Annotated in this window: 22 protein-coding genes; 11 read left to right on the top strand and 11 right to left on the bottom strand. The window is 65.7% G+C overall.

The genetic code is table 11. The annotated features are described in order from the left end of the window. The first annotated feature begins 210 nt into the window (after window positions 1-210). The 4 genes from IAE24_RS15425 to IAE24_RS15440 all read left to right on the top strand — a co-directional run bounded on the left by IAE24_RS15425 (window position 211) and on the right by IAE24_RS15440 (window position 2,627). Window positions 211-1,311, top strand: coding sequence for an NAD(P)/FAD-dependent oxidoreductase (locus IAE24_RS15425; RefSeq protein ID WP_199960912.1), 1,101 nt, complete (start codon window positions 211-213; stop codon window positions 1,309-1,311). A 202-nt stretch (window positions 1,312-1,513) separates the two neighbouring features. Next, window positions 1,514-1,825 carry a DUF883 domain-containing protein gene (locus tag IAE24_RS15430; RefSeq protein WP_012205816.1) on the top strand — a complete coding sequence of 104 codons (312 nt, stop codon included), beginning with the start codon at window positions 1,514-1,516 and terminating at the stop codon, window positions 1,823-1,825. An 8-nt stretch (window positions 1,826-1,833) separates the two neighbouring features. Beyond that, window positions 1,834-2,253 (top strand): phage holin family protein, encoded by a 420-nt coding sequence (locus tag IAE24_RS15435; protein WP_012205815.1) that lies wholly within the window; start codon window positions 1,834-1,836, stop codon window positions 2,251-2,253. 2 nt (window positions 2,254-2,255) lie between these two features. Then, window positions 2,256-2,627, top strand: coding sequence for a hypothetical protein (locus IAE24_RS15440; protein ID WP_013802215.1), 372 nt, complete (start codon window positions 2,256-2,258; stop codon window positions 2,625-2,627). 147 nt (window positions 2,628-2,774) lie between these two features. On the opposite strand, the gene IAE24_RS15445 is transcribed toward IAE24_RS15440, so the two are convergent. Next, window positions 2,775-3,821 (bottom strand): quinone-dependent dihydroorotate dehydrogenase, encoded by a 1,047-nt coding sequence (locus IAE24_RS15445; protein ID WP_013802216.1) that lies wholly within the window; start codon window positions 3,819-3,821, stop codon window positions 2,775-2,777. Window positions 3,822-3,855: 34 nt separating this feature from the next. Here IAE24_RS15445 and rpiA point away from each other — a divergent pair, with 34 nt between their 5' ends. Beyond that, a complete protein-coding gene (rpiA, locus tag IAE24_RS15450; protein WP_034394207.1) occupies window positions 3,856-4,548 on the top strand; it encodes a ribose-5-phosphate isomerase RpiA in 693 nt (230 codons plus the stop codon). 21 nt (window positions 4,549-4,569) lie between these two features. Here the strand turns inward: rpiA and IAE24_RS15455 are convergent, their stop codons facing one another. The 6 genes from IAE24_RS15455 to IAE24_RS15480 all read right to left on the bottom strand — a co-directional run bounded on the left by IAE24_RS15455 (window position 4,570) and on the right by IAE24_RS15480 (window position 12,180). Then, window positions 4,570-4,944: a hypothetical protein gene (locus IAE24_RS15455; RefSeq protein WP_232240371.1), complete on the bottom strand. Its 375-nt coding sequence runs from the start codon at window positions 4,942-4,944 to the stop codon at window positions 4,570-4,572. A 40-nt stretch (window positions 4,945-4,984) separates the two neighbouring features. After that, entirely contained in the window at window positions 4,985-5,689 is a 705-nt protein-coding gene (locus IAE24_RS15460; RefSeq protein ID WP_199960911.1) for a glutaredoxin family protein, read from the bottom strand. Window positions 5,690-5,896: 207 nt separating this feature from the next. Continuing rightward, a complete protein-coding gene (locus tag IAE24_RS15465; RefSeq protein WP_199960910.1) occupies window positions 5,897-7,945 on the bottom strand; it encodes a M3 family metallopeptidase in 2,049 nt (682 codons plus the stop codon). A 75-nt stretch (window positions 7,946-8,020) separates the two neighbouring features. Continuing rightward, on the bottom strand, window positions 8,021-8,875 hold the full coding sequence (gene folD / locus IAE24_RS15470; protein ID WP_012205808.1) for a bifunctional methylenetetrahydrofolate dehydrogenase/methenyltetrahydrofolate cyclohydrolase FolD: 855 nt from the start codon (window positions 8,873-8,875) through the stop codon (window positions 8,021-8,023). An 84-nt stretch (window positions 8,876-8,959) separates the two neighbouring features. Next, on the bottom strand, window positions 8,960-9,610 hold the full coding sequence (locus IAE24_RS15475) for a response regulator transcription factor (RefSeq protein ID WP_012205807.1): 651 nt from the start codon (window positions 9,608-9,610) through the stop codon (window positions 8,960-8,962). Further along, complete coding sequence (locus IAE24_RS15480) at window positions 9,607-12,180, bottom strand: PAS domain-containing sensor histidine kinase (RefSeq protein WP_012205806.1); 2,574 nt, start codon at window positions 12,178-12,180, stop codon at window positions 9,607-9,609. Before IAE24_RS15480 ends, IAE24_RS15475 begins: the two co-directional genes overlap by 4 nt. Before the next feature lie 320 nt (window positions 12,181-12,500). Here IAE24_RS15480 and aceE point away from each other — a divergent pair, with 320 nt between their 5' ends. From aceE to lpdA, 3 genes are read left to right on the top strand one after another with little or no spacing between them, the layout of a single operon-like run. Then, window positions 12,501-15,218, top strand: a complete 2,718-nt coding sequence (gene aceE, locus IAE24_RS15485; RefSeq protein ID WP_013802222.1) for a pyruvate dehydrogenase (acetyl-transferring), homodimeric type — start codon at window positions 12,501-12,503, stop codon at window positions 15,216-15,218. Window positions 15,219-15,237: 19 nt separating this feature from the next. Further along, the gene (aceF, locus tag IAE24_RS15490; RefSeq protein ID WP_199960909.1) at window positions 15,238-16,926 is read left to right on the top strand and encodes a dihydrolipoyllysine-residue acetyltransferase; all 1,689 of its coding nucleotides are present in this window, start codon (window positions 15,238-15,240) and stop codon (window positions 16,924-16,926) included. Between the two features lie 15 nt (window positions 16,927-16,941). Beyond that, window positions 16,942-18,786: a dihydrolipoyl dehydrogenase gene (gene lpdA, locus IAE24_RS15495; protein ID WP_034394189.1), complete on the top strand. Its 1,845-nt coding sequence runs from the start codon at window positions 16,942-16,944 to the stop codon at window positions 18,784-18,786. 129 nt (window positions 18,787-18,915) lie between these two features. Here lpdA and IAE24_RS15500 read toward each other — a convergent pair whose 3' ends face one another. After that, on the bottom strand, window positions 18,916-19,845 hold the full coding sequence (locus tag IAE24_RS15500; protein WP_063325415.1) for a LysR family transcriptional regulator: 930 nt from the start codon (window positions 19,843-19,845) through the stop codon (window positions 18,916-18,918). Window positions 19,846-19,910: 65 nt separating this feature from the next. Here IAE24_RS15500 and IAE24_RS15505 point away from each other — a divergent pair, with 65 nt between their 5' ends. Beyond that, window positions 19,911-20,528 carry a LysE family translocator gene (locus IAE24_RS15505; RefSeq protein WP_199960908.1) on the top strand — a complete coding sequence of 206 codons (618 nt, stop codon included), beginning with the start codon at window positions 19,911-19,913 and terminating at the stop codon, window positions 20,526-20,528. Between the two features lie 188 nt (window positions 20,529-20,716). Here IAE24_RS15505 and IAE24_RS15510 read toward each other — a convergent pair whose 3' ends face one another. Continuing rightward, window positions 20,717-21,433: a hypothetical protein gene (locus tag IAE24_RS15510; protein WP_199960907.1), complete on the bottom strand. Its 717-nt coding sequence runs from the start codon at window positions 21,431-21,433 to the stop codon at window positions 20,717-20,719. Between the two features lie 133 nt (window positions 21,434-21,566). Between IAE24_RS15510 and IAE24_RS15515 the strand changes: the two genes are divergently transcribed. Then, window positions 21,567-22,832, top strand: a complete 1,266-nt coding sequence (locus IAE24_RS15515) for an MFS transporter (RefSeq protein WP_199960906.1) — start codon at window positions 21,567-21,569, stop codon at window positions 22,830-22,832. A gap of 1 nt (window position 22,833) precedes the next feature. Here IAE24_RS15515 and IAE24_RS15520 read toward each other — a convergent pair whose 3' ends face one another. Both IAE24_RS15520 and IAE24_RS15525 read right to left on the bottom strand, forming a co-directional pair. Continuing rightward, a complete protein-coding gene (locus IAE24_RS15520; RefSeq protein WP_013802229.1) occupies window positions 22,834-23,859 on the bottom strand; it encodes an FUSC family protein in 1,026 nt (341 codons plus the stop codon). 187 nt (window positions 23,860-24,046) lie between these two features. Continuing rightward, window positions 24,047-24,535, bottom strand: coding sequence for an EVE domain-containing protein (locus IAE24_RS15525; protein WP_034394174.1), 489 nt, complete (start codon window positions 24,533-24,535; stop codon window positions 24,047-24,049). A gap of 129 nt (window positions 24,536-24,664) precedes the next feature. On the opposite strand from IAE24_RS15525, the gene yghU reads away from it, so the two are divergent. Continuing rightward, complete coding sequence (gene yghU / locus IAE24_RS15530) at window positions 24,665-25,504, top strand: glutathione-dependent disulfide-bond oxidoreductase (protein WP_199960905.1); 840 nt, start codon at window positions 24,665-24,667, stop codon at window positions 25,502-25,504.

The raw sequence follows: 25,504 nt of genomic DNA on the forward strand, positions 1-25,504 counted from the left end.
ACTGCCTTCACACGGCAGGGGTCACATGTTCGATCCATGTATCACCCACCAATCAAGCCCTCCTGAAATCTGTTCAGGAGGGCTTTTTCATTTCCGCTCGGTGCATGGTTTTCAGGCCCTGGAAAATCCAATGCGTCCAGATGATCTGTGGCGCATTCGTGTCTGACGCCGTCTGATAATCGGCTGCTGGACGGTGAAAGGGCAGACAAGATGAGCGAACAGGTCGATTGCGTGGTGGTGGGTGCGGGCGTGGTGGGGCTGGCGGTGGCCAGGGCGCTGGCGTTGCAGGGCAGGGAGGTCATGGTGCTGGAGGCGGCTGAAGCCATTGGCACGGGCACCAGCTCGCGCAACAGCGAGGTCATCCACGCCGGCATCTACTATCCCGAAGGTTCCTTGAAAGCCCGTTTGTGCGTAGAAGGCCGGCAGCGTCTCTACGCCTACTGCGGTGAACGCGGCATTGCCCATCAGCGCTGTGGCAAGCTCATCGTGGCAACGGATGAGGCGCAGCGCGGCCAGCTCCAGACCATTGCACGCAAGGCCGAAGCCAATGGCGTCCACGACCTGCGCTGGCTTGAAGGCGCCGAGGCACGTGCCATGGAGCCCGCGCTGCACTGTGCGGCGGCACTGCACTCCCCCAGCACCGGCATCATCGACAGCCACGCACTGATGCTGGCCTTGCAGGGCGATCTCGAGAACGCAGGCGGCATGGTGGTCTGCCATGCCGAGGTGCAGGGGGCAGCCATCCGTCCAGGCGGCGTGTGGCTGCGCACGGCCGATGGGACGGAACTGACGGCCCGCACCCTGGTCAATGCGGCAGGTCTTCATGCGCCATTGCTGGCGGCCCGTTTGCAGGGGTTTCCGCAGCAGTTTGTTCCGCAGGCCTTCTATGCCAAAGGCAACTATTTCACGCTGTCCGGGCGGGCACCGTTCTCGCGCCTGATCTATCCCGTGCCCGAGGCAGCGGGCCTGGGCGTGCATCTCACGCTGGACATGGGTGGCCAGGCCAAGTTCGGCCCCGATGTGCAGTGGGTCGAGAGCCCAGGCGATCTGCAGGTCGATCCCGTGCGCGCTGACGCCTTCTACGCAGAGATCCGCCGGTATTGGCCGGGTCTGGCCGATGGCGCGCTGGTGCCCGGCTACGCCGGCATCCGCCCCAAGATCAGCGGCCCCGGCGAGGCCGCCGCAGACTTCGTGATTCAGGGGCCTCAGACCCACGGCGTTGCGGGCGTGGTGCAACTGCTGGGCATCGAGTCACCGGGATTGACCAGCTGCCTGGCCATTGGCGCGCACGTGGCGCAATTGCTGGCCTGAGGATCTGCCGGTTCACGACACACGGCCACGGCAGGCCTTGTCTGACAAGGCTCAGGCCCCCTCGCTTCCCAGAAGCCCGGGAACAATTGGATAAGATGCTTGCATGTAACAAGGGCCTTGCCCATGTTGCGTGACAGGTATCGGGCGACATGATTGCCTGCTCCCCGCTGTATTTGTTTTCACCTCAATAGAAAGGCTCATCATGACGAAATCGATCACTGACACCGTCTCCACCGCACAAGCCGATCTTGAAAAACTGGTCGGCGACCTGCGTGGTCTGCTGTCCGCCAAGGAGCTGGATGCCGTGCCGGAAATCCATATGCTGCGCCAGCGTATCGATGATGGCATGTCCAATGTGCGTGAGTCCGCAGTGCGTGCGGCGCAGGAAGCGGCCCGCCAGGCCAAGGATGCCGCCTATGCTGCCGATCGCTACGCCCACGATGAGCCGTGGCGCGTCGCAGGCGCTGCCCTTGCCATGGGCGCCTTGCTGGGCTTCCTGCTGGGTCGTCGCTGATCAGCGGCATGCCTGACCAGAAAAGGATGCCTGTGAATTGGATTTCCCTTCTGGGTTTGGATGCCTGGGTGGCGCGCTGGCGCGCTTCCGTGATCGAGCTGGCCATTGCCGCAGAAGACCGCACGGACCTCGCGCGGCTTGAATGGGCCGAGCACAAGCGCAGCATGCAGACGGTGGTCGTGCTGCTGATTGCGCTTGCTGGACTCAGCGTCGTGGTCATGCTCACGCTGTCGGTGGCCTTGCTCGTGCAGTTCTGGGACACCGAGCACCGCGTGCTGGTGGGCTGGCTGGTGGGCGGTGGCTGGCTGGCGGTCTGGGCCATTGCCCTGTGGCAATTGCTTGCTGCCGTGCGCCGCCTGGCCCGCCCCTTCATCCTTACCCGCAACGAGCTGAGCCAGGACTGGCAGGCGCTGAAGAAGAGGCTGTAGCCATGGTCGATGCTTCCAACGCTTCCCCGTCCCGCAACGCTGTCACGCCACCCGCGCCCACGGGGCTCAACGCGGAGCTCTGGGTCACATCGACCGTTGAGCAGCAGCAGGTGATGCAACGCATTGCCCAGCAACGCGAGCGCCTCAAGGCGCGCTCTGCGGCCGTGGCCCAGGCCCGGGCATTGAGCCGCTCTGCCACCCATGTGCAGCCCGATGCACCGCTGGTGGAGCGTGCCATCACCTTTGCGCGCCTGCATCCCGTGGCCGTGGCCGTGGCGGCCGGTGCCGCACTGATGGTGGGCCCGCGCAAGCTGCTGCGATTCGGCACCACCGTCATGCCCTTGATCCTGCGCTGGCAGCAGCGCAGGGGTTGAGGGCCGAGAAGCCTGCTTCTCTCCCAAAGAAAACGCCCGGCATGCCGGGCGTTTTCGCGTTCTGCGTTCAGTGCGCTAGCACTGGCTATGTCTTGACTCAACTGCCTTGGGTCGAAACGCCAGGCAGCCACCTGTCTGGCGCGAGCCTCAACGCAGCTGGGCTATGGCGCGTGCGGTCTCGGGCACCAGGGCAGGGCCTCGGTAGATCAGGCCGCTGTAGATCTGGACCACGTCGGCGCCTGCGCGGATTTTGCTGACGGCATCTTCGCCGCTGAGAATGCCGCCCACGCCGATGATGGGGTAGCGGCTGCCCAGGGCGGAACGCAACTGGCGAATGACTTGGTTGCTGGCCTCCAACACCGGCGCACCGGACAGGCCGCCCGTTTCCTGCGCGTGGGGCAGGCCCTTGACGGCTTCCCGGCTGATCGTGGTGTTGGTGGCGATCACACCATCCATGCCATGGCGCTGCAGCGTGGCGGCGATGACGCCGACCTGCTCTTCATCCAGGTCGGGTGCAATCTTCACGAACACCGGCACCCGCTTGCCATGCTGCGTGGCCAGCTGCTCGCGGCGCTCGGCAATCGCACCCAGCAGGGCGTCCAGCGCTTCGTCGCTTTGCAGGGCGCGCAGGTTCTTGGTGTTGGGCGAGCTGATGTTCACCGTCACGTAGTCGGCATGCGGGTACACGCCGTCCAGCGCCTTGAGATAGTCGCTGGTGGCGTCTTCGATGGGAGTGGTGGCGTTCTTGCCGATGTTCAGCCCCAGCAGCATGGGTTTGCCCTGGGCGCGGGCCTGCGAGCGCTTGACGTTGCTCAGGAAGGCATCCAGGCCTTCGTTGTTGAAGCCCAGGCGGTTGATCAACGCATTGCGTTCGGGAATGCGGAACATGCGCGGCTTGGGGTTGCCCGGCTGCGGGCGGGGTGTCACGGTGCCCACCTCGACGAAGCCGAAGCCCATGGCGGCCAGCGCGTCGATGCAGCGTGCATTCTTGTCCAGACCCGCTGCCATGCCCACGCGGTTGGGGAACTTGAGGCCGGCAAGCTCGACGGGGTCACTCACCATGGGCTGTGCCCACGCCTGCTGCAGGAGCGTGTTCTGCCCCTTTGCCATCAGGTTCATCGTGAGATCGTGGGCGGATTCGGGGTCCATGCCGAAGAGAAAGGGACGGGTCAGGGCGTAGGGGATCAGAGACATGGGGATAATCAAAGGATTACCTGGATTTTCCCTCATGACGACATCTGCTGCCTCTTTTTCCCAAGATGAACTCAAAGCCCTGGTCGGGCAAGCCGCTCTGGCCTATGTGGTGCCCGGCGAAATCGTCGGCGTTGGCACCGGCTCCACGGTCAACAAGTTCATCGATGCACTGGCCACCATCAAGGACCAGATCCCGGGCGCCGTGTCCAGTTCCGTGGCCAGCACCGAGCGCCTGAAGGCGCTGGGCATCAAGGTGCTGGATGCCAACGAAGTCGCCAGCTTGTCGGTCTACATCGACGGAGCCGACGAGATCGACGGCCGCGGCTACATGGTCAAGGGCGGCGGCGCCGCACTGACGCGCGAGAAGATCGTCGCTGCGCTGGCCGAGCGCTTTGTCTGCATTGCCGATGCCTCCAAGCGCGTCGAGGTGCTCGGAGACTTTCCGCTGCCTGTGGAGGTGATTCCCATGGCGGCTGCCCAGATTGCGAACCGCTTCAAGGCCATGGGTGGCCGTGCCGAGATCCGCATGAAGGACGGCGCGCCCCTGGTGACGGACAACGGCCAGCACATTCTTGATGTGCGTGGCCTGAAGATCGCCGAGCCGCTGGCCTTCGAGTCCGAGGTCAACCAGTGGCCCGGCGTGGTGACCGTGGGAGTGTTTGCGCACCAGAAGGCATCGGTCTGCCTGCTGGGCACGCCCGAGGGCGTGCAGACGCTCAACTATTGAGCGAAGGCCCTCCGGCCTCGGCTAGCCGAGGCTCTCGAACGCCACGGCGCCTGTGATCCACGCGAGCAGGGCCAATGCACCCAGGCACAGCGCGCGCAACGAAGCTTGCGCGCGCTGTTTTTTGTGGCGCTGCATGAGCAGGGCGATGGCCGCCAGCCCGGTGTAGACGGCAAGGAACGCAGCCGTCGCCATGTAGTAGGCCAGACGGTTGAGGCCATTGCCCAAGCCTCCGTCATGCATGAACCACAGCGTGATCAGGCAAGGCACCAGCGCCAGGCTGGCCAGCCTGAAAGGCTCGCGCCATGAAGGCCTTGCAACCAGGGTCCACGCGATGAGCGCGGGCAGGCCGACAAGCGTGGCAAGCCTTGCCATGGTCCAGACCACATCGGACAGCATGGAATCCACTGTCGGGCTCCTGATTGCGGCAGGCGCTTGCCTAGAAGCTCAGGCCTGCGGGGTTGTCGTTGGTGCGTGCACCAGGCGTTGGGGCGGGCATGGGGGGGCGCCGGCTGCCCGGGTCCTCGGCAGCGGTGGGTGCTGCTGCGGGCGCCGATGCCGTCGCCGATGCAGAGGGCGTAGGCGTGGTCAATGGCTGTGCCGATGGCCGCTTGTACTGGGCCGGCAGTTGCGAGGTCGCAGGATAGCCTGCGGCATCCAGGTATTGGGTCCATTCGCTGGACGAGAAGCCGCTCAGGAACTGCTTGCCAACGGTGGCGAACGGCAGGCTGTTCTGGCCGCTGAGCTTTTGCAGGGCAGCGGCGTCCGCCTCGGTCTGCACCAGGCGTTCGGCATAGGGAATGCCTCTGGATTGGAGCAACTGGCGCGCGCTGTCGCAGGGCGCGCAGTCGGACGAGGTGTACAGCGTCACCGGAAAGCGGCCTGCGATCTGGCGCAGCGCATAGGGCAGGGAGGCATTGCTGTCAGCGGCACCCGCGACTGACGGGGCGGCAGCGGCGGCAGGCGCTGCCTGCTGCTGGGCGCTTTGGGCCGGGCGGTCCGAGAAGGTGACTTTTCCATCGGGCCCGACGATACGGTAGACCTGTTGTGCGCTGGCCGGCAGCGCGGCAGCGAGGCAGACGAGGGCGAGGCATGGCATCAGGTGGCGCAGGGCGCCGCGGCCAAGGCTGGGAGAAGACTGCATGGACGATCTCGGTTTCGGAAGAAGGGTTTCGTGCCGGGGGCCACCACTCGTCGGATGGATGCCCGCACAGGAGTGCCTGCAAGCATAGCGTGCCATTCATCCTGGGCCATCTTCTGGAGCCACAGGATGTGGCTGCGCGCATCCGATGGGGTGGCCGGGCCAGGAAAAAGCGCCCCGTCGGGGCGCTGCAGACCTGGGGTCGGGCTCTCAGGCCTGGGCCATGCCCTGGTGGCGCAACAGCGCATCCAGCTGGGGTTCGCGGCCACGGAAGGCCTTGAACGACTCCATGGCCGGGCGTGCCCCTCCGGCCTCCAGAATCGCCTCACGGTAGCGGCGGCCTGTTTCGGGATTGGGGGTTCCATCGGCCAGCATGGTTTCCTCGAAGGCCGCATAGGCATCTGCCGAGAGGACTTCAGCCCACTTGTAGCTGTAGTAGCCGGCTGCATAGCCGCCTGCAAAGATGTGGCTGAAGGTGTGGGCCGAGCGGCTGTAAGGGGTCGACGGCAGCACGGCCACCTCGGCCCGCACGCGGGCCAGCAGCGGCATGATGTCTGCCTTCGGATCGTGCTCGGTATGCAGCAGCATGTCGAACAGCGAGAACTCGATCTGGCGCAGCGTCTGCATGCCCGACTGGAAGTTCTTGGCCGCGATCATCTTGTCGTACAGGGCGCGCGGCAGCGGCTCGCCGCTGTCCACGTGGGCGGTCATGTGCTTGAGCACTTCCCATTCCCAGCAGAAGTTCTCCATGAACTGGCTTGGCAGCTCCACGGCATCCCATTCCACGCCCGCGATGCCCGAGACGTCGCGCTCGTTGACCTGGGTCAGCATGTGGTGCAGGCCGTGGCCGGTTTCATGGAACAGCGTGATCACGTCATCGTGCGTGAGCAGGGCCGGTTTTCCATCGACGCCGGTGGCAAAGTTGCAGACCAGATGAGCGACCGGCGTCTGCAGCCTGTGGTTGTCAGGGCGCAGCCAGCGGGTACGAACATCGTCCATCCAGGCGCCGCCACGCTTGCCCGATCGCGCCGGCTGGTCCAGGTAGAACTGGCCGACCAGCTCAGGGCCTTGCGGCGTGCTGCGCTCGATGCGGTAGAACTCGACGGCGGGATTCCAGACCGGCGCCGCGTCGCGGCGGATGGCCACGTCGAACAGCGTCTCGACGATCTTGAACAGGCCGGCCAGCACCTTGGGCGCAGGGAAGTACTGCTTGACCTCCTGCTCGCTGAAGGCATAGCGCGCCTCCTTGAGCTTTTCGGAGACATAGGCCCAGTCCCAGGGCTGGGGATCGGCCAGGCCCAGTTCATCGAGTGCGAAGGCGCGCAGGTCGGCGACATCCTTCTCGGCATAGGGGCGGGCCCGGTGCGCGAGATCGCGCAGAAAGTCGATCACCTGCTGTGGCGAATGCGCCATCTTGGGAACCAGCGAAATCTCGCCGAAATTGCGGTAACCCAGCAACTGCGCCTCTTCCTTGCGCAGGGCCAGGATCTCCGAGATGTTGGCCGTGTTGTCGAAGCGGATGGCATCGCCCTCGGCCTGGTCGGAGGCGCGTGTCACATAGGCGCGGTAGAGCTTCTCGCGCAGCGCACTGCTGGCCGCGAACTGCATCACGGGCAGATAGCAGGGCATCTTCAGCGTGAGCTTGAAGCCTTGCTTGCCTTCGGCCTCGGCGGCGGAGCGGGCTGCCTGGCGCACATCCTGCGGCACGCCGTCAAGCTCTTCGGCCGTGGCGTAGTAGGCGAATGCATCGGTGGCGTCGAGCGCGTTCTCGCTGAACTTCTGCGTCAGTTCGGCCGAGCGTTCCTGGATCTTGGCAAAGCGCAGCTTTTCCTCGCCCCGCAGCTCTGCGCCGGAGAGCACGAAGTTGCGCATGGCATGGTCCCAGGCCGCACGCTGCTCGACATTGAGCGTGGCGGGGTCAATGGCCTTGTACTTGGCATACAGGCGCTCGTCTGCACCCAGGCGCGTCCAGAATTCGGTGACCTTGGGCAGGGACTCGTTGTAGGCGGCGCGCAGCTCGGGTGTATCGGCCACGCTGTTGAGGTGGCTGACGGCGCCCCAGGCCGTTCCCAGCTTCTCGGTGGCGACATCGAGCACGGCCGAGATCGAATCCCAGCGCGCCGGAAAGTCGGGTGCCGTGACGGTCTCCAGGGCCTCTGCGGCCCCGGTCAGCAGGATATCGATGGCCGGGCCGACATCGGCAGGGCGTATGCGATCGAACAGGGGCAGGTCGGAGGATTCGAGGAGGGGATTGCTCATGCGTGTCAGATGCCGTCGGGTGCATTGAAATCAAGCGGCTCCCCAGGGAGCCGCCCGATGCTTGTCAGCTCCTGGTCAGCCGGCGGCGCGCTCGGCCGCCTCCATGGTGTTGACCAGCAGCATGGTAATCGTCATGGGGCCGACACCGCCGGGTACGGGCGTGATGAAGCCGGCCACTTCCTTGACGCCGTCAAAGTCCACGTCGCCGCAGAGCTTGCCTTCGTCGTTGCGATTCATGCCCACGTCGATGACCACGGCGCCGGGCTTGCACATGTCGGCCGTCAGCACGTTGCGCTTGCCGACGGCGGCGACCACGATGTCGGCCTGGCGCGTCATGGCGGCGAGATCGGCCGTGCCGCTGTGGCAGATGGTGACGGTGGCATTGGCGGCCAGCAGCATCATGGCCATGGGCTTGCCGACGATGTTGGAGCGGCCGATGACCACGGCGTGCTTGCCGCGCAGGTCCTTCATGCCGATGGATTCCAGCATCTTCATGCAGCCGTAGGGGGTGCAGGCCTTGAAGCCGACTTCGCCCACCATCAGCGCGCCTGCACTGGCCACGTGAAAGCCATCCACGTCCTTGAGCGGCGAAATGGTCTCGATGACCTTGTGGTCGTCGATGTGTGCGGGCAGCGGCAGTTGGACCAGGATGCCGTGGATGCTGGGGTCGTTGTTCAGCGCCTCGACGCGGGCCAGCAGTTCGGCCTCGGTCATCGAGGCATCGTACTTCTCCAGCACCGAATGAAAGCCCGCGTCCTCGCAGGCCTTGACCTTGTTGCGCACATAGACCTGGGAGGCAGGGTTGTCGCCGACCAGGACCACGGCCAGGCCGGGCGTGGTTCCGCGGGCCTTCAGGGCGGTGGCGCGCTGGGCGACTTCGGCACGCAGTTGGCGGGAGAGGGCGTTGCCGTCGATGAGTTGGGCTGTCATTGCAGTGAATACCAATAAAAATGCTGCTAGGGCTTGTTGATCAAGCGCTAGCAGCTCTTTGAAAAAAAGCGGTGGTGTCTTGGCTTATCCGGCGACGGCTGCCTTGGCCGCTGCAGCGGTCTGGCCCTGGCCCAGGGCGATCTTGAGCAGATCGGCCACGGTGTTGGCGTTGAGCTTTTCCATGATGTTGGCGCGGTGCGCCTCCACCGTCTTGATGCTGATGCCAAGATCGTCGGCGATCTGCTTGTTCAGCCGGCCGGCTACGATGCGCTCCAGCACCTGGGCTTCACGGCTGGTCAGCTTGGCCAGCAGCGCGTCGCGGCTGGCGGCCTGCTGGTGGCCGGCAAAGGCTTCGCGGGCATGGTCCAGCATGCGCTCGACCAGGTTCAGCAGTTCCTCTTCGTTGAACGGCTTCTGGATGAAGTCCAGTGCGCCCTTCTTCATGGTGTTCACCGCCATGGGCACGTCGCCGTGGCCGGTGATGAAGACGATGGGCAGGGGGGACTTGCGTTCGATCAGGCGGTCCTGCAGTTCCAGGCCCGTCATGCCGCCCATGCGGATGTCGACGATGAGGCAGGCGATCTCGCGTGGGTCGTAGCGCGAGAGGAAGGTCTCGGCCGAGTCGAAGCAGCGCACACGATAGTCCTTGCCCTCCAACAACCATTGCAACGAATCACGAACCGCTTCGTCGTCATCAACTACGTACACAGTGCCTTTTTTCGGGATCAAGCTCATGCAATCGTCCTTGTTGTGGGTTCAATGGTCGCTGCCGGCGTTGTCGCGTCGCCCGGCGGGGCCAGCGGCAGCCAGAATGAAAACCGGCAGCCGACAACCTCGGAACCATTGTAGAGGTTCTCGGCACGCATCCGGCCCTGGTGGGACTCGACAATGCTGCGGCATAGATTCAGCCCCATGCCCATGCCTTCGCTCTTGGTGGTGAAGAAGGCCTCGAAGAGGCGTTCCAGCACCTCGGGCGGCAGGCCCTTGCCGGTGTCCTGCACGTTGAATTCGATGACGCGCTGGTCCTCGATGGTGCGCGGCACCACGCGCAGTTCCACGTTGCGCTGGTGGCTGGGGCGGCCCGACTGCTCGATGGATTCGGCGCCGTTCTTCATGAGGTTGACCAGCACCTGCTCGATGAGGATGGTGTCGGCCATGATGGCCGGCATGCGCTCGGCCACGTGGTAGGTCAGCTGCACATTGCGGCGGCGCAGCTCGATCCCGGCCAGCTCCACGGCCTCGCTGACCATGTCGGTGACCTGGGCCAGGGTGCGGTTGGGCTCGCTGCGCTTGACGAAGGAGCGTATGCGCAAAATGATCTGCCCCGCGCGCTGCGCCTGGTGGGCGGTTTTCTCCAGCGCGAACTTCATCTGCTCTTCGGTCAGCGTGCCCTTTTCGAGCCGGGTGAGCATGCCGCTGCAGTAGTTGCTGATGGCGGTCAGCGGCTGGTTGAGCTCATGGGCGACGCTGGAGGCCATCTCGCCCATGGTGATCAGGCGGCTGACGGACTGGGCGTGCTCGGCCTGGCGATCGGCCTGCTCCTCAGCCAGGCGGCGCGGCGTGATGTCGGTGGCGATCACCATCTGGGCCAGGCGGCCGTCCACCCAACTCAGGTAACGCGATCGCACTTCCAGCCACTTGCCCAGTTCTGGCAGGTAGATCTCGGCGTTTTCGCTGCGTGCGCTGGTCAGCGAGTCGGTGGGCAGGCCCATGAGGCCGTCCTCGTCGTCCATGCCTTGCGGCTGCGAGCGCACGGGCAGCACGCCGGCCTGGGCGACGAGCTGCAGGTGGCCATCGGTCTGCGAGCCAAACCATTGCCGGTACAGCTTGTTGGCGAACAGCAGTTCGGCGCTGCCCAGCGGGGCGACGGACACCGAGGCGTCCAGCGCCTCCAGCACGATGGTGAAGCGCTCATAGGAGGCGGACAGTTGCTCGCGGATGCGGTTGGGCTCGGTGATGTCGGTCATGGACGACATCCAGCCCGTGTGCTGGCCATGGGCGTCGATCAGCGGCGAGACATACAGGCGCGCATCGAACTGCGTGCCGTTCTTGCGCTGCACGCGCACCTGGAAGCCGCCGACGATGGTCTTTCCCGAAAGCTCTTCGCGCAGCTTGGAGTGCAGGTTGTCGTAGTCGTTGTCGGGCCAGTAGGAGTAGGGCGGCATCTGGCCGACCAGCTCTGATTCGCTCCAGCCCGTCATCTGGCAGAAGGCGGCATTCACATAGGTGATGCGGCCTTGCAGGTCCAGCGCGCGCATGCCGGTGAGCACGGAGTTTTCCATGGCGCGGCGGAAGTTGGTCTCTGCGACCAGGGCCTCCTGGGCGCGCTGGCGGCGGCGCGTGTGGCGCCAGGTGGCCAGCAGCAGCCATGCCGTCATCGCACTGAGCGTGCCCACCAGCCAGAACAGGCCGCTGCCGACCACGCCCAGCGAGGTGCGATAGGCCTGAGCACGCAGCACCAGGCTGTTGCCGACGGGGGCGACGGGTGCCTCGTCCTCGTTGGCAACGGTGCGCCAGCGCAGCAGTTCGGTGGCGGTCTGCTTGCGCGGTGTCAGCGGCGTGCCAGCCAGCACCTGGCCCCGGCTGTCGAGCATGGTCATGGCGTAGCGGGCCATGATTTCGGTGGGCGTTCCATAGCGCAGCAGGCTGTCGATGGAGTACTCGCCCAGCAGCTCGCCGATGTAGCGGCCGTCCTGTGCCAGCGGCACATGCAGTTGCAGCAGCGGCGCGGCTTCCCCCTTGTGGGCCAGTCCCTGCACGTAGATGGGTTGCTGCATCTCGCGCGCGAGCTGGTAGGCCTCCAGCGCGTCTCCGGCGCGCAGCACTTCACGCGGAATGCGCAGCTGCTCGCTGCTCACGGTGGGGGCGGACTGGCTGGCCAGGATGCGCCGCTGTGCATCGATCCAGGTGATGGACTGCAGTTCCGGGTACTGGCTGATGAGTGCTTCGGCGCGGCTGGCGAAGTCGGACTCGCCCAGGTCGTGGTTGCCGATGTCGCGCGCCATGCGCATCAGTTGCTCCTGGCGCTCCAGCAGGCGCAGGCGCACGCGTTGCTGGGCATATTCCACGTCGCGGTGCAGCGCTTCCTTCTCGCGGTCTATCTCCTCCATGCGCAGGTACCAGAAGGAGGCCACGATGGCCGCCATGAACATCAGTACGGCCGCGAGGGGGGCGAGCGCCGCGAAGCGGTCCTGACGCGTGGGGGAAAGACTGCGCCACCAGCTGCGCCACCAGCGCACTGGCGCGGCCACGCCTGCCATGGGGGCAGGGCTGTGCGTGCCGTGCTCGGAAGGGGAGGATTGCATGCGCCCAGTGTAGGGGAGAGTCTGACTGTTTTTAAGGAGTATTGGAGTCGCCGCCGAGGCGCTTCGGCGACGTTCTTTGGGGTCTTCACTGTATGTGCGTTTGCAGCAAAATTTCAAATTATGAAATCAAAAAGCACCATTTGAAATTCGAAAAAAGTATGCGACACTCGCCGAGCATTGAGGCAGTGAATCGGTATTTTCAAGTTCGCCAGACAGGGTCTGTGCCGCGCAAGGCGTGGTGAACTACCCGCCTGCGTTGGCGCGCTGCGCCGCTCACTGGTTCGACCCCAAGACGCTACCTTCTGCAAGGAGACATTCCCATGACAGCTCAGACTGACCCGCAAGGCAATGCAGGCGTTCCCGCCGGCCTGGACCAACAAGAATCGCGCGAATGGATGGACGCCCTGTCGGCCGTCATCGACCGTGAAGGCGCCGAATACGCGCACAAGCTGATCGAGGACCTGCTCGAACACGCACGCCAGAACAGCGTGGACATGCCTTTCTCGGCCAACACCGGCTATGTGAACACCATCGAGACCTCGCAGGAAGCCCGCTGTCCCGGCAACCTGGAAATCGAAGGTCGTCTGCGCGCCTACATGCGCTGGAATGCCATGGCCATGGTGGTCAAGGCCAACCGCCTGCACCCGCCCGAAGGCGGTGACCTGGGCGGCCACATCGGCTCCTTCGCTTCGCTGGCCAACATGTTCGCGGCCGGCTTCAACCATTTCTGGCACGCCGAAAACGAGAACCACGGCGGCGACTGCCTGTACATCCAGGGCCACGTATCTCCCGGCATCTATGCCCGCGCCTACCTGGAAGGCCGCATCTCCGAAGAGCAGCTGCTGAACTTCCGCCAGGAAGTGGACGGCAAGGGCCTGTCCAGCTACCCGCACCCCAAGCTGATGCCCGAGTTCTGGCAGTTCCCCACGGTGTCCATGGGCCTGGGCCCGCTGATGGCCATCTACCAGGCACGCTTCCTCAAGTACCTGCATGCCCGTGGCATTGCCGACACCGAAAGCCGCAAGGTCTGGGTGTTCTGCGGCGACGGCGAAATGGACGAGGTCGAGTCGCTGGGCGCAATCTCGCTGGCCGCCCGCGAAAAGCTGGACAACCTGATCTTCGTGATCAACTGCAACCTGCAGCGCCTGGACGGCCCGGTGCGCGGCAACGGCAAGATCATCCAGGAACTCGAGGGCGAGTTCCGCGGCTCCGGCTGGAACGTCATCAAGCTGCTGTGGGGCAAGGGCTGGGACGAGCTGCTGGCCAAGGACAAGGACGGCGTGCTCAAGAAGATCATGGCCGAGTGCAACGACGGCGACTACCAGTCGTTCAAGGCCAATGACGGCGCCTACGTGCGCAAGAACTTCTTCGGCCGCGATCCGCGCGCGCTGAAGATGGTCGAGCACATGAGCGACGACGAGATCTGGAACCTGCGCCGCGGCGGCCACGATTCGCAGAAGGTCTACGCTGCCTTCCACGCTGCCAATTCGCACAAGGGCCAGCCCACCGTGCTGCTGGTCAAGACCGTCAAGGGCTTCGGCATGGGCAAGATCGGTGAAGGCAAGAACACCGTTCACCAGACCAAGAAGCTGGGCGACGAGGACATCAAGGCCTTCCGCGACCGTTTCAACATTCCCATTCCCGACAGCCAGATCGCCGACCTGCCTTTCTACAAGCCGGCCGACGACACCCCGGAAATGCGCTACCTGCACGAGCGCCGCAAGGCCCTGGGCGGCTACCTGCCGCACCGCCGCGTGAAGGCCAGCGAGCAATTCACGGCGCCTGCGCTGGATACCTTCAAGGCCATCCTTGAAGCCACGCCCGAAGGCCGTGAGATCTCGACCACCCAGGCCTATGTGCGCTTCCTCACGCAGCTGCTGCGCGACAAGGAAATCGGCCCGCGCGTCGTGCCCATCCTGGTGGACGAGGCACGTACCTTCGGCATGGAAGGCCTGTTCCGCCAGATCGGCATCTACAACCCCGCTGGACAGCAGTACACCCCGGTCGACAAGGACCAGGTGATGTACTACCGCGAGGACAAGGCCGGCCAGATCCTGCAGGAAGGCATCAACGAAGCCGGCGGCATGAGCAGCTGGATCGCGGCAGCCACGAGCTACAGCACGAGCAACCGGATCATGATCCCGTTCTACGTGTACTACTCGATGTTCGGCTTCCAGCGCATCGGTGACCTGGCCTGGGCGGCCGGCGACATGCAGGCGCGCGGTTTCCTGCTGGGCGGCACTTCGGGCCGCACCACGCTGAACGGCGAAGGCCTGCAGCACGAAGACGGCCACAGCCACATCCTGGCCAACACCATTCCCAACTGCGTGAGCTACGACCCGACCTTCGCCCACGAAGTCGCCGTGATCATGCAGGACGGCCTGCGCCGCATGGTGCAGAACCAGGAAAACGTCTTCTACTACATCACGCTGCTCAACGAGAACTACGCCATGCCCGGCCTCACGCCCGGCACCGAGCAGCAGATCATCAAGGGCATGTACCTGTGCAAGCCCGGCCAGAAGGTGCCGGAAAGCGGCCTGCGCGTGCAACTGCTGGGTTCGGGCACCATCCTGCGTGAATCCTTCTTCGCCCAGGAACTGCTGCTGGCCGACTGGGGCATTGCCGCCGACGTGTGGAGCTGCCCGAGCTTCAACGAGCTCACCCGCGACGGCCAGGACGCCGACCGCTGGAACCTGCTGCATCCGCTGGACACCCAGAAGGTGCCCTTCGTCACGCAGCAGCTGCAGTCGCACAATGGCCCGGTGATCGCATCCACCGACTACATGAAGGCCTACGCCGAGCAGATCCGCCCCTACATGCCCAAGGGCCGCACCTACAAGGTGCTGGGCACCGACGGCTTCGGCCGCTCGGACTTCCGCCGCAAGCTGCGCGAGCACTTCGAAGTGGATCGCCACTACATCGTGGTTGCCGCACTGCGCGCGCTGGCCGAAGAAGGCAAGATCAACGCCACCACCGTGGCCGAAGCGATCGCCAAGTACGGCATCAAGGCCGACAAGATCAACCCGCTGCACGCTTGAGTAAGAACGGGAGACACATATGGCATTGGTAGAAATTCAAGTCCCCGATATCGGTGATTTCGACGAAGTTGCTGTGATCGAAGTGCTGGTCAAGGCCGGCGATCAGATCAAGGCCGAGCAATCGCTGATCACCGTGGAGTCCGACAAGGCCTCCATGGAGATCCCCTCCAGCCACGCTGGCGTGCTCAAGGAGCTGCGCGTCAACATGGGCGACAAGGTCAAGCAGGGCAGCATCATTGCCGTGGTCGAGTCGGCGGAAGCCGCTGCCCCGGCACCTGCAGCCGCCGCACCGGCCCCCGCCGCTGCAGCCCCGGCCCCGGTGGCTGCGCCTGTACCGGCCGCTGCTCCCGCTGCCGCGCCTGCGGCCTCGGGCGCCGCCACGCAGATCGACATCAAGATTCCCGACATTGGCGACTTCAAGGACGTGGCCGTGATCGAGATGCTGGTCAAGGTCGGCGACACCGTGACGGCCGAGCAATCGCTGTTCACCGTCGAGTCCGACAAGGCCTCGATGGAAATCCCGTCGCCAGCGGCCGGCACCATCACGGCGCTGGCGCTCAAGATCGGTGACACGGTCAACGTGGGCGACGTGGTCGGCCAGATGAGCGTGCAGGGCGCTGCCGCGCCTGCAGCCCAGGCTGCGGCCCCGGCACCTGCTGCAGCAGCCCCTGCCCCGGCCGCTGCTGCCCCGGCCGCTGCAGCTCCGGTGGCTGCCGCTGCAGCATCGGCTCCCGCCGCTGCACCTGCGCATAATCCCACCGTGGCGCCCACGGGCAAGCTGCCCCATGCATCGCCCTCGGTACGCAAGTTCGCCCGCGAGCTGGGTGTGCCGCTGGACGAGGTCAAGGGCTCGGGCAACAAGGGCCGCATCACGGCCGACGACATCCAGGCTTTCACCAAGTCCGTCATGGCGGGTGCCGTGCAGACCAAGGCCCAGGCCGCGACCGCTCCCAAGGGTGGCTCCGGCGGCGCAGGTCTGGACCTGCTGCCCTGGCCCAAGGTGGACTTCGCCAAGTTCGGCCCGGTCGAGCGCAAGGACCTGTCGCGCATCAAGAAGATCAGCGGCGCCAACCTGTCGCGCAACTGGGTCATGATCCCGCACGTCACCAACAATGACGAGGCCGACATCACCGACCTGGAAGCCTTCCGTGTCTCCACCAACAAGGAGAACGAGAAGAGCGGCGTCAAGGTGACCATGCTGGCCTTCGTGATCAAGGCGGTGGTCGCGGCCCTCAAGAAGTTCCCCGAGTTCAATGCCTCGCTGGACGGCGACACCCTGGTCTACAAGCAGTACTTCCACGTCGGCTTTGCGGCCGACACGCCCAACGGCCTGGTGGTCCCCGTGCTGCGCGATGCCGACAAGAAGGGCATCCTGCAGATCAGCCAGGAAATGGGCGAGCTGGCCAAGAAGGCCCGCGACGGCAAGCTCGGCGCCGCCGACATGCAGGGCGGCTGCTTCTCGATTTCGTCGCTGGGCGGCATCGGTGGCACGAACTTCACGCCCATCATCAACGCCCCTGAAGTGGCCATCCTCGGCCTGTCCAAGGGCCAGATGAAGCCGGTGTGGGATGGCAAGCAATTCGTGCCGCGCCTGACGCTGCCGCTGTCGCTGTCCTATGACCACCGTGTCATCGACGGTGCCTCGGCCGCGCGCTTCAATGCCTTCCTGGGCCAAGTGCTGGCGGACTACCGCCGCATCCTGCTGTAAACGGAGGCCCGACACATGGCAATCATCGACATCAAGGTGCCCGACATCGGCGACTTCGCCGAAGTGGGCGTGATCGAACTGCTGGTCCAGCCCGGTGACACCGTGGCCAAGGACCAGTCCCTGATCACCGTGGAGTCCGACAAGGCCTCCATGGAGATCCCCTCCAGCCATGCCGGCGTGGTCAAGGAACTCAAGGTCAAGATCGGCGACAAGATCGCCGAAGGCGGCCTGATCCTGACGCTGGAGGCCGCTGGCGAAGCGGCCGCCGCACCCCAGGCGGCAGCACCGGCCCCTGCAGCGGCGGCTCCGGCGCCCGCCGCTGCAGCGCCCGCAGCATCGGCTCCCGCTCCGGCCGCAGCCAGCTACGCTGGTGGCGCGGCCGATTACGACTGCGACGTGGTCGTGCTCGGCGGCGGTCCTGGCGGCTACTCGGCAGCCTTCCGTGCGGCCGATCTGGGCCTGAATGTGGTCATCGTCGAGCGCTACAAGAGCCTGGGCGGCGTCTGCCTGAACGTGGGCTGCATCCCGTCCAAGGCGCTGCTGCACGTGGCCGCCGTGGTGGACGAGGTCAAGCACCTGGAGGTGGCCGGCGTCAAGTTCGGCGCGCCCGAGGTCAACATCGACCAGCTGCGCGGACACAAGGACAAGGTCATCGGCAAGCTGACCGGCGGCCTGGGCCAGATGGCCAAGATGCGCAAGGTCACCGTGGTGCGCGGCTACGGCAACTTCGTCGGCGCCAACCACCTTGAGGTGGAAGAGACCACGGGCGACGGCCAGGAAAAGACCGGCAGCAAGAAGATCGTGCAGTTCAAGCGCGCCATCATTGCTGCCGGCAGCCAGGCCGTGCACCTGCCCTTCATGCCCAAGGACCCGCGCGTGGTGGACTCCACCGGCGCGCTGGACCTGGCCAGCGTGCCCAAACGCATGCTGATCCTGGGCGGCGGCATCATCGGCCTGGAAATGGGCACCGTCTACTCCACGCTGGGCGCACGCCTGGACGTGGTGGAGATGATGGACGGCCTCATGCAGGGCGCCGACCGTGACCTGGTCAAGGTCTGGCAGAAGATGAACGCGCCGCGCTTCGACAACATCATGGTCAACACCAAGACCGTGGGTGCCGAAGCCACGCCCGAAGGCATCAAGGTCAGCTTTGCGCCTGCCAAGGACGGCATCACCGTGCCCGAGCCCCAGGTCTACGACCTGGTGCTGCAGGCCGTGGGCCGCACGCCCAACGGCAAGAAGATCGCTGCCGAGAAGGCCGGCGTGGCCGTCACGGACCGCGGCTTCATCGAAGTCGATATCCAGATGCGCACCAATGTGCCCCACATCTTCGCCATCGGCGACGTGGTGGGCCAGCCCATGCTGGCGCACAAGGCTGTGCACGAGGCCCATGTGGCCGCCGAAGTCATCGCCGGTGAACTGCAGGGCAACAAGGAGCTGGCTGCCAGCGCCTTCAACGCCCGCGTGATCCCCAGCGTGGCCTACACCGACCCGGAAGTGGCGTGGGTGGGTCTGACCGAGGACCAAGCCAAGGCCCAGGGCATCAAGGTCAAGAAGGGTGTGTTCCCCTGGACGGCTTCGGGCCGCGCCATTGCCAATGGCCGCGACGAAGGCGTCACCAAGCTGCTGTTCGATGACAGCCCCGAGGCGCACGGCCATGGCCGCATCCTGGGTGGCGGCATCGTCGGCACGCATGCGGGCGACATGATCGGCGAGATTGCGCTGGCCATCGAAATGGGTGCCGACGCCGTGGACATCGGCAAGACCATCCATCCCCACCCCACGCTGGGCGAAAGCCTGGGCATGGCGGCCGAGGTGGCGCACGGCTCCTGCACGGACCTGCCGCCGCAGCGCAAGTAAGCGCAAGGCCTGGCGTTCAGGCCTGGCAAGAACAGAAAGGCAGCTTCGGCTGCCTTTCTGCTTTGGGAGACGCAGATACGGACACAGGCATCAGCCCAGACACAGGCAAGGAAAAGTGGGCAGACCTGTTCAGGCCTGGGCGCGCAGCCACTGCAGCAATTGGTCGTGCACGCCATCTGGCGTGGGCGGAGCGGGGGACAGCAGGCAGTAGCGCGAACCGTCCTCGACAAAGCCCATGGGCGCTGCCAGCACGCCGTTGGCGATGTCGTCGCGCACCAGTTGCCAGGGTCCGATGGCCAGTCCCATGCCTGCCACGGCGGCCTGCAGGCTGAAATAGAAATGGTCGAACTGCAGCTGGGATCCCGACGGCGGCGGCTGGCCGCTGTGCTCTGCCCAGGTGGACCAGGCCCCCGGGCGGGTGCGGCTTTGCAGCAAGGGCGCCTCCGGACGCAGCCCGGTGGCATGCCCCTCGTCGGAGCGCGTGCACCACTGCGCCAGCCGCTCGGGCCGGCAGACCGGGCCTATGCGCTCGGCAAACAGGGTCTCCGCATGACAGCCCGCTGGCGGAGAGAAGTCATCGCGCCGTATGGCCAGATCGATGCCGTCCGCGAAAGAGAAAGGCCCGCCGCCCGCCATCAGGTGCAGCTGCAACTCCGGGTGTTGTTCCTGGAACTGGGGCCAGCGAGGGATCAGCCAGCGCATGAGCAAGGTGGGCTCGCAGGACAGCACCCAGCGGCGCGCCTGCTGCGCGCGCGAGCGCAACTCCTGCGTGGCCTGGCGCATGCGCTCCAGGCCTTCGTGCACGGCCTGGGCCAGGTGGCGGCCCGCCTCGGTCAGGAAGACGCGGCGACTGCGGCGGTCAAACAGGGTCACGCCCAGATCGTCCTCCAGCAGGCGCACGGCCCGGCTGATGGCGCCATGGGTCAGGTGCAACTCTTCTGCCGCCTTGCTGAAGTTCTCCCGCCGGGCGGCCGCTTCGAAGCAGCGCAAGGCCTGCAGCGACGGCAGTCGCTTGCTCGGGGTATGTGAGTTGAGTTCACCAACTGTGTCAGAAAACATCGTTATGTATTTTCATGGAAGGCCAATACTATCCGGCGCGTTGCATTGAATCGAATGGATAACCGATGACCGAATGGATAGCTGTAGTCACCATTACCCTGCTGGCCGTCATCAGCCCAGGGGCGGATTTCGCCATGGTCACACGCAACAGCCTGCTGCGCTCGCGCCGCGCGGGCCTGCTCACGGCGCTGGGCATTGGCATGGGAGTGCTGGTCCATGTCGGCTATACCTTGCTCGGGGTCGGACTGCTCATGCAGCAGTCCACCTGGTTGTTCGACGTGGTCAAGCTGCTGGGTGCAGCCTATCTGATCTATCTGGGCGTGACCATGCTGCGCAGCCGCCCGGAGGGCGATTTGCCCAGCCAGCCCGTGGCCGCGCTCTCCGACATGGCGGCACTGCGCACGGGCTTTCTGACGAATGCGCTCAATCCCAAGACCACGGTGTTCGTGGTCAGCCTGTTCCTGCAGATCGTGGGACAGGACACGCCGCTGGCCACGCAGCTGGCATATGGCGGATTCATCTCGCTGGCCCATGTGGCGTGGTTCTGCATCGTGGCGCTGTGCTTTTCCGCCCAGCGGGTGCGTGCGCGGTTGCTGGCCGTGCGGCATTGGATAGACAGGGCCTTTGGCGGCATGTTGGTGGGGTTTGGTTTGCTGCTGGCAACGGCCAAGCTGCGGCTGTGATGTGGTGATGGTCTGACAGAAATTGGTGGGGGAGGACGGGCAAGCAGGCGGCTGCTGCCCGGCATGCGAGGCCTGCGGGGTGCCATCTGGTACCTCGCAGGCTTGGCTGTTTCTGGCGAGTGTCAGGTTCGCCCGGCAAGCGGGCCGGCGTCCCAGTGGCTTGCGGTTCGACCCGGCACGGCAGGTGTTCATGGTGGGGGCGTGCCATCGTCTCCATGGTGAACGCCGACGCCAAGGCCTGCTCCCATGCCCAGGCCGCCCATGCCTGCGGCGCCCATTCCTGCGCCGGCACCGCCGCCACCACTGCCACCACCGCCCTTGCTCGAAGCGCCGGATTCCGCGCCACCTTTGCGCGCCCCGCCCGCCGTGCCGCCGGGACGCGTGGGGCCCTGGTTGGGAACGCGCAGGCTGTCAGGGATCGGCTCCAGATCCAGCGCTTCGCGGATGAAGGCGCGCAGCGAAGTGACGAGTGCCGCAGTCTCGACAGGCTGGCCTGCCACCATGTCCTGGGCCGCCTGGGCGGCCATGCGCACCTGGTCTTGCGTCCCGAGCAAGATGACATCGGACAGCGCGGCTTCCACCGCATCGCGAATGCGCCGTTGGCGCTCGCTGCCAAAAGCCGGTGGTGCATCGGCATCGGCATCGTCGGCGGCGGGCCTGCGCAGATCGCGCAGGTGCAGGGGATTCACATGCAGCGTGCCCGTGAAGGAGCCGCCCAGCGTCTTGTAGGCGGCGATAAGCGACTTCAGGCGTTCATTGATCTGGCGGTTCTCACGCTCGCGCCGCTTTTGCACGGTCTGCATGAACAGCAGGCGAATGCCCATCATCAGGCAGGTGACCAGCAGCAGGCCCAACACCGTGGACAGCAGCGAAGACCAGGAGCTGAAATCTAGTGATGAGCGCATGCGCAAGGCCTCGGGAGTTGATTCAGGCCTTCAGTGTGCCTCCATACAGACAGGTCGGCGGGTAAGAAGAGTGCTGTTTGCAGGCGCCGCTTGGCCTATGCTTTCGATACTTCACACATCAGCTACAGGGCGCATGGCATGCGCCCCCGGGAGACAGCATCCAGTGAAAACAACGAAGCAGGGGGTACATCCCTCATGGATCGTCGTGGCGGCCGGCGTCAGCGCGGCTCTGCATGTAGGCAAGCTGCCGCCGGCTGTGCCGGTGCTGCAGCAGCAATTGGGCCTGTCCCTGCTGCAGGCCGGCTTTCTGCTTTCCACCGTGCAGGTGGCCGGCATGGTGCTGGGCCTGGTGGTGGGTCTGGGTGCAGACCGCTGGGGGCTGCGGCGCAGCATGCTGGCAGGCCTGCTGCTGATGGCGGGTGCCAGCGCCCTGGGCGCCACCGCTACGGGGTTTGCAGCGCTGCTGGCCTTGCGTGCCGTGGAGGGACTGGGCTTTTTGCTGGTGGCCATGCCGGGGCCGGGTCTGATCCGGCGCTGCGTGGCGCCACGCGATCTGAGCGCGCGCATGGGCTGGTGGGGCACCTATATGCCGTTGGGCAGTGCCATCGGCTTGCTGCTGGGGCCGTGGGTGATGGCCTGGGCATCTTGGCCCGCATGGTGGTTGCTGTTGGGGCTGATCTCGGCATTCGCATGGGTCGCCGTCTGGTGTGGCGTGCCGGCAGACAGGCCGGTGCCCCTTGGCGCGTCGGTGGCGGGCGGTGGCTGGCGTCCGCGCCTGGCGTTGACCCTGCGCAGCCCCGGACCCTGGTGCGTGGCTGTGGCCTTTGCCGTGTATTCAGGGCAGTGGATGGCCGTCATCGGCTTTCTCCCCACGGTCTATGCCGAGGCTGGCCTGGGCGCCGCATTGTCGGGGACGCTGACGGCCGTGGTGGCGCTGGCCAACATGGTGGGCAATGTGGCCTCTGGCCGTTTGCTCCAAAGCGGCTGGAGCGCCACGCGCGCCTTGCGCCTGGGCTTTGGCTGCATGGCGGCGTGTGCGCTGCTGGCCTATCTGCAATGGCAGGGGCAACCGCTGGCGCCGTTGTGGCTGCGCTTTGTGGCGGTGGTGTTGTTTTCGGCGGCGGGCGGGCTGATCCCGGGCACGCTGTTTTCCATGGCGGTGCGGCTGGCCCCCGATGAGTCCACGGTATCGACCACGGTGGGTTTCATGCAGCAATGGTCCAGCGTGGGGCAGTTTGCAGGCCCGCCTCTGGTGGCGGCCGTGGCCGTGCAGGCGGGCGGATGGCAGTGGACCTGGGTGGTGACGGCGGCCATGTGCGCTATCGGCTGGTGGCTGGCCGGCGCGATCGGGCGCATCAGCGGTGCAGGTGCAGCGCCGCGCGGGCGCGCTGCAGTCTGAATCACGCGTCGCGCGAGCCTATCAACGCCTTCAGGGCCTCTTCCATCTGCTGCGCATGGTCCAGCGCGGGCAGCCAGGCCTGGGGCACCGGCTGGGCGGGTGCCTGGGGAGCGGAGGCGGCCAGTTCGGCCAGGGCGTCATCGGGCTGCAGGGCCACCACGTTGCCGTTGGCGGACAGCTGGCGGCAGGCATCGACCAGCCATTCGCAGTGCAGCACGATGGCGCGCGGCATGAGGCCACTGTCATGCGACATGCCGCGCACCAGGCTTTCGCCCAGCAGCAGTGCGCTGGCATACAGGCGCACGGCGTGGCGGTCATAGCGCCCGGTGATGGTCTGCAGCCCCGCGCCACCCAGGCGGCCGCGCAGGGACCAGCGGCTTGCGCTTTGCGCCTCCACCATGGCTGCGCGCAGTGCGCTCAGCGCATCGCTGCTGCGCGTGAGCTGGCCCAGCGCGACGGTGGCATCGGGCGTGTCGTGGGTGGCGGTGGCGCGCAGGGTGGCTTCCAGCCCCTCGGCCAGCTGGCCCAGCAAGGCGCTTGCCGAGCGCGACACGGCGCGCAGCGGATTGGCCGTGAAGATCACCTGGCTGAACATCAGGCCGACACCGGCGCCCACCAGTACGTCAACCAGCCGCGTCTCGCCCGCGGCGCTCGGCCCCATGCTCAGCACCAGCACGACGGAGACGCCCGCCTGTATCGGGACGACCGGCGGCTGCCCGAGCATGGCGGCCAGAGACAGGGCGACCAGCGAGGCCAGACTAAGCCGCAGCAGCGGAATGGTGTCGGGCAGCAGCCAGGCCAGTTCGCCGACGATGATGCCGATGGCGCAGCCCAGCACCAGACCCCAGGTCTGCTTGAGGTGGCTGGGCAGGCCGGGCGCCAGGCAGACCAGGGCGGTGACGGCGGCAAAGACGGGTTTGGGGTGGCCGAGCAGGTAGTGGGACAGCTCCCAGGCCAGCATCGCACCCAGGGAGGCGGCGATGGCGTCGCGAAGCGCCAGACGCAGGCGACCGGGCGCAGCGGCCATGCCGCTCTTGGGAGTTCCAGGGGGTGTTTTTGCTTTTGCTTTTCGCCAACGCACGAAGATTCTCCCTCCAGCATGCGAAATCCAGGTTCGCAAATGCCCAAAAGCATAGCGGCCGGTGCAGGTCCGGCGTGCAGGAGAGAAGCTTCTTGCTTGTAAGAAAGCAGCCCGCAGCGGGCGGTTCGGCAGCTCAGGCGGGTTGGAGCAGGCCTTCGATGAAGGCCCATTCCTCGGGCGTGACCGGCGTGATCGAAAGGCGGTTGCCCTTTTGCAGTACACGCATGCCGGCAAGCTCGGGATGCTCGCGCAGCTCGGCGATCTGCAGCGTGCGTGTCTTGCGCAGCGCCTGCACGTCCAGCGTGAGCCAGCGTGGCTTGTCGGGCGAGGACTTGGGGTCGTAGTAGGGACTGCGCGGGTCGAACTGCGAGGCATCGACGCGCAGGTTGCCTGCAATGCGGGCGATGCCGTAGATGCCGGGCTCGGCGCAACTGGAGTGCCAATACAGCACCCCATCGCCCACCTGCATGGCATCGCGCATGAAGTTGCGCGCCTGGTAGTTGCGCACACCGTCCCAGGCGATGGTGGCCTGCGGTGCGGCCAGCGCGTGGTCTATGGAGAATTCGTCTGGCTCGTTCTTCATGAGCCAGAACTGGCGGGCGGAGGTGGGGGCGGCAGTCATGCCGCGATTGTGGCAAATCCCCGGGCGCCGTGGCGGCGTTCCGCGCACGCCGGCAAGAGCGCGCCGGTGACGGGACAATCACTTTCAGCCGGGCACCTCTCCCCAGCCCGCGAACCACAGGAATCCTGCATGACCGACAGCTCCACCTATGTCCCGCCCGCCGTATGGCAGCCAGCGCCTTCGGGCGGCACCTTTGCCAACATCAACCGCCCGGTCGCCGGTCCCACCCATGACAAGGCATTGCCGGTGGGGCAGCAGCCTCTGCAGCTGTATTCGCTGGCTACGCCCAACGGCGTGAAGGTCACCATCATGCTGGAGGAGCTGCTGGCGCTGGGCCATGCCGGCGCGGAGTACGACGCGTGGCTGATCCGCATCAGCGAAGGCGACCAGTTCTCCAGCGGCTTTGTCGAAGTCAATCCCAACTCCAAGATCCCGGCGCTGTTGGACCGCAGCGTCGAGCCGCCGGTGCGCGTGTTCGAGTCAGGCTCCATCCTGCTGTACCTGGCCGAGAAGTTTGGTGCGCTGCTGCCTGCCGAGCCCGCTGCGCGCACCGAGACGCTGAACTGGCTGTTCTGGCAGATGGGGTCGGCACCTTACCTTGGCGGCGGTTTCGGGCATTTCTATGCCTATGCGCCCGAGAAGTTCGAGTACCCCATCAACCGCTTCACCATGGAGACCAAGCGCCAGCTCGATGTGCTCGATCGCCAGCTGGCCCTGCACCCGTTCATTGCAGGGGCGAACTACAGCATTGCCGATATCGCCATCTGGCCCTGGTATGGGGCCCTGGTGCTCAACGAGGTGTATGGCGCGGCCGAGTTCCTCTCAGCCCATGAATACACGCATGTCATGCGCTGGGCCAGGGAGATTGCCCAAAGGCCGGCCGTGCTGCGGGGCCGCCGCGTGAATCGTACCTGGGGAGATGAAGCCACCCAGGTGCCCGAGCGCCACCAGGCGTCGGACCTGGGCTGA

This window comes from Delftia sp. S65 (genome assembly GCF_016516495.1).
In the GTDB taxonomy this organism is placed as follows: Bacteria; Pseudomonadota; Gammaproteobacteria; order Burkholderiales; family Burkholderiaceae_C; genus Comamonas; species Comamonas acidovorans.